Origin of the sequence: Sphingopyxis sp. (assembly GCF_016463645.1) — a bacterium.
GTDB lineage: Bacteria > Pseudomonadota > Alphaproteobacteria > Sphingomonadales > Sphingomonadaceae > Sphingopyxis.
On sequence record NZ_JAEMQX010000209.1, the window covers coordinates 1 to 3,961 of the forward strand.

The 3,961-nt window shown below is 66.6% G+C and carries 4 protein-coding genes; 3 read left to right on the plus strand and 1 reads right to left on the minus strand.

All coding sequences use genetic code 11. From position 1 onward, the window contains the following. The first annotated feature begins 1 nt into the window (after window position 1). Both serA and JHC57_RS21520 read left to right on the plus strand, forming a co-directional pair. Window positions 2-1,588 carry a phosphoglycerate dehydrogenase gene (gene serA, locus JHC57_RS21515; protein ID WP_294032624.1) on the plus strand — a complete coding sequence of 529 codons (1,587 nt, stop codon included), beginning with the start codon at window positions 2-4 and terminating at the stop codon, window positions 1,586-1,588. 54 nt (window positions 1,589-1,642) lie between these two features. Next, the gene (locus JHC57_RS21520; RefSeq protein WP_294032625.1) at window positions 1,643-2,755 is read left to right on the plus strand and encodes an ATP phosphoribosyltransferase regulatory subunit; all 1,113 of its coding nucleotides are present in this window, start codon (window positions 1,643-1,645) and stop codon (window positions 2,753-2,755) included. Here JHC57_RS21520 and JHC57_RS21525 read toward each other — a convergent pair. Further along, complete coding sequence (locus tag JHC57_RS21525) at window positions 2,752-3,129, minus strand: DOPA 4,5-dioxygenase family protein (protein WP_294032626.1); 378 nt, start codon at window positions 3,127-3,129, stop codon at window positions 2,752-2,754. The two genes, JHC57_RS21520 and JHC57_RS21525, sit on opposite strands and share 4 nt — an antisense overlap. Window positions 3,130-3,262: 133 nt before the next feature. On the opposite strand from JHC57_RS21525, the gene JHC57_RS21530 reads away from it, so the two are divergent. Further along, a partial coding sequence (locus JHC57_RS21530) for an adenylosuccinate synthetase (protein ID WP_294032627.1) occupies window positions 3,263-3,961 on the plus strand: 699 nt, incomplete at its 3' end.

Here is a 3,961-nt window from a genome sequence, read left to right on the forward strand (position 1 = left end):
AATGACCGCTCCCAAAGTTCTGATTTCCGACAAGATGGACCCCAAAGCCGCCGCGATCTTCGCCGAACGCGGCATCCAGGTCGACGTGATCACCGGCAAGACCAAGGACGAGCTGATCGCGATGATCGGCGACTATGACGGCCTCGCCATCCGCTCGGCTACCAAGGTCACCGCCGACGTCCTCGCCGCCGCGACCAACCTGAAGGTCGTCGGCCGCGCCGGGATCGGCGTCGACAATGTCGACATTCCGGAGGCGTCGAAGAAGGGCGTCATCGTGATGAACACGCCGTTCGGCAACAGCATCACGACCGCCGAACATGCGATCGCGATGATGTTCGCCCTCGCGCGCCAGATCCCCGAAGCCAACGTCCTGACGCAGGCGGGCAAATGGCCGAAAAACGACTTCATGGGGGTCGAGCTGACATCGAAGACGCTCGGCCTGATCGGCTGCGGCAACATCGGCAGCATCGTCGCCGAGCGCGCGCTCGGCCTGCGCATGAAGGTCGTCGCCTTCGACCCGTTCCTGACCCCCGAGCGCGCGATCGAGCTCGGCGTCGAAAAGGCCGATCTCGACACCTTGCTCGCCAAGGCCGATTTCATCACGCTGCACACGCCGCTCACCGACCAGACGCGCAACATCCTGTCGAAAGAGAATCTCGGCAAGACCAAGAAGGGCGTGCGGATCATCAATTGCGCGCGCGGCGGCCTGATCGACGAGGCGGCGCTCAAGGAGGCACTCGACAGCGGCCATGTGGCAGGCGCGGCGCTCGACGTTTTCCAGACCGAGCCGCCCGCCGCCGACCATCCGCTGTTCGGCGCGCCGAACTTCATCTGCACCCCGCACCTCGGCGCGTCGACCGACGAGGCGCAGGTCAATGTCGCGATTCAGGTGGCCGAGCAGATCAGCGATTACCTTCTCACCGGCGGCATCACCAACGCGCTCAACGTCCCCAGCCTGTCGGCCGAGGAAGCGCCGAAGCTGCGCCCCTATATGAGCCTTGCCGAAAAGCTCGGCAGCCTCGTCGGCCAGCTCGCGCACGACAATCTGACCACAATCTCGATCGAGGTCGAGGGTGCTGCGGCCGAACTCAACTTGAAGCCGATCACCGCCGCGGTGCTCACGGGCCTGATGCGCCGCTATTCGGACAGCGTGAACATGGTCAACGCCCCCCACCTCGCCCGCGAACGCGGTCTCGATGTGCGCGAAGTTCGTCATGATCGCGACGGCGACTACCACACGCTCGTCCGCGTCACGGTCGCCACCGAAGCCGGTGATCGCTCGGTCGCAGGCACGCTGTTCAGCAACGGCGACCCGCGCCTCGTCGAAATGTTCGGCATCAAGGTCGAGGCCGATCTCGACGGCCATATGCTCTACATCGTCAACGAGGACGCGCCGGGCTTCATCGGCCGCATCGGCACCGCGCTCGGCGAAGCGGGGCTCAACATCGGCACCTTCCACCTCGGCCGCCGCGCCGCGGGCGGCGAAGCCGTTCTGCTGCTCAGCCTCGACTCGCCGATGCCCGAGCCGCTCCTCTGGCAGCTTTGCCAGCTTCCCGGCGTGAAGACGGTAAAGGGTCTGAAGTTCTGACCATCCGGCGGGAGCGGTTGAAACGCTCCCGCCACCCTTCTAAGGCCGCAATCGATGACCAAGGCCCCTGCCCTGCTGCCCGAAGGCTTGCGCGATCGCCTCCCCCGACAGGCGGAGGCCGCGTCGCGTGTCACCCGCGCGCTCGTCGACGCGATGCGCGCGCATGGCTATGGCCGCGTCTCGCCGCCGCTCGCCGAGTTTCGTGAGACGCTCGGTGGCGACGAAGACCGGCAGGCACGCGACCTGCTCCGCTTCACCGACCCGGTGTCGCAGCGCACCCTCGCGCTGCGCCCCGACATCACGCGGCAGGTCGGCCGCATCGCGACCTCGCTGCTTGCCAAGGCCCCGCGCCCGCTGCGACTCTGCTATGCCGGGCAGGTCGTCAAACTGCGCGCGAGCCAGCTCCGTCCCGCGCGCGAGATGCTTCAGGTCGGTGCCGAACTGATCGGCAGCGACAGCGTCGCGGCGGCGCGCGAGATCGTCACGGTCGCGATCGACGCGCTCGAAGCCGCCGGCATCGGCCCCGTCACGATCGACTTCACTTTGCCCGACGTCGTCGATCTGCTCGCGGGCGGTCCTTTGCCCGTCGACGCCAACATCCAGCAACTCCGCGATGAACTCGACGCCAAGGACGCCGGCGCACTGACGCGAATCGGCGCCGAAGCCTATCTGCCGCTGCTACGCGCGACCGGGCCGTTCGATCGGGCGATCGCCGACCTTCGCGCGTTCGACACGACCGGCGCCCTCACCGCGCGCATCGACGCGCTCGAAGCCATAGCCGCGCCGATCCGCGACCGGGTGACGCTGACGCTCGATCCGACCGAACGCCACGGCTTCGCCTATCAAAGCTGGTTCGGTTTCCAGATTTTCGTGCCCGGACAGGGCGATGCGGTCGGCCGCGGCGGCGGCTATTCGATCCCGGTCGGCGAACAGGAAGAATCGGCCGTCGGCTTTTCGCTCTATCCCGATCCGCTGATCGACGCGGGCCTCGGCACCGAAAACGACGCCGACCGCCGCATTTTCCTGCCGCTCGGCCACGATCCGGCGCTCGCCGCCAGCCTGCGGGCCGACGACTGGCAGACCGTGGCGGCGCTGTCCGAAAGCGACGACGCGCGGGCGCTCGGCTGTGGGTTCGTGCTGGGGCCCGACGGGCCGGTCGAAGCTTAAAAGTCCGATACCCCAAAGCGCGGAATGCCCTGATTGACGCCGGGCGGATCGAGCACGGTCACATCGAGTTCGACCGGCTCACCGATCCAGTGTGCCAGCGTCGTATGATCGGCGAGATCGTCGTCGGTCAGCGGATGGACCAGCGCGCGAAGTCCCGTCGCCTCGATCTTCGCAACTATTGCGGAAACCGCAGCACCAAGGAAATGCACTTCATATTGCGCGATAGGGTGTGGCCCCGCAGGGCCGTCGGTCATATCACCAACGAACAGGATATCGGCATCGCGCCCGAACCCTTCGCGCAATTCGGTCGCAGCGGCGCGCTCGGCATCGTCGAAATAGATATGGGCATGATAGGGGGCATCGGGTTCGATCATCGCGGGCATCCTTCCGTCGACCTCGCTACCCCGCCAAAAAGAGCGGTGCAATCGCGCCGCCACCCTTGCCTCTGCGGCCAAATCCGCTAAGGCCGCGCCGGGCCGAAAGGGCCTCGCTCAGCAGGACAGCATCATGGCAAATGTTACCGTCATCGGGTCGCAATGGGGCGACGAGGGCAAGGGCAAGATCGTCGACTGGCTCGCCAGCCGCGCCGACGCCGTGGTCCGGTTCCAGGGCGGTCACAATGCCGGCCATACGCTCGTCGTCGGCGAGCAGGTCTACAAGCTGTCGCTTCTCCCATCGGGTATCGTCACCGGCACGCTGTCGATCATCGGCAACGGCGTCGTCCTCGACCCTTGGGCGCTCCGCGACGAGATCACGAAGTTGCGCGGTCAGGGCGTTGCGATCAATCCCGAGAATTTCGCGATCGCCGATAATTGCGCGCTGATCCTGCCGTTCCATCGCGACCTCGATGCGCTGCGCGAAACGGCTGCGGGCGCGGGCAAGATCGGCACCACCGGCCGCGGCATCGGCCCGGCGTATGAAGACAAGGTCGGCCGCCGCGCGATCCGCGTCTGCGACCTTGCGCACCTCGACAAGCTCGAACCGCAGCTCGACCGCCTGACCGCCCACCATGATGCGCTGCGCGCCGGCTTCGGCCAACCGCCGATCGACCGCGACAAGCTGGTCGCCGATCTCACGGAAATCGCCGATTATGTACTCGAATATGCGCAGCCGGTCTGGAAGCGCCTGAAGAAGGTCCGCAAGGCAGGCGCGCGCATCCTGTTCGAGGGCGCGCAGGGCGTGCTGCTCGACGTCGACCACGGCACC

Excerpts from the sequence above, each read along its gene's own strand:
- serA (WP_294032624.1), top strand. The coding sequence starts at position 2 with ATGACCGCTCCCAAAGTTCTGATTTCCGACAAGATGGACCCCAAAGCC.
- JHC57_RS21520 (WP_294032625.1), top strand. The coding sequence starts at position 1,643 with ATGACCAAGGCCCCTGCCCTGCTGCCCGAAGGCTTGCGCGATCGCCTC.
- JHC57_RS21525 (WP_294032626.1), bottom strand. The coding sequence starts at position 3,129 with ATGATCGAACCCGATGCCCCCTATCATGCCCATATCTATTTCGACGAT.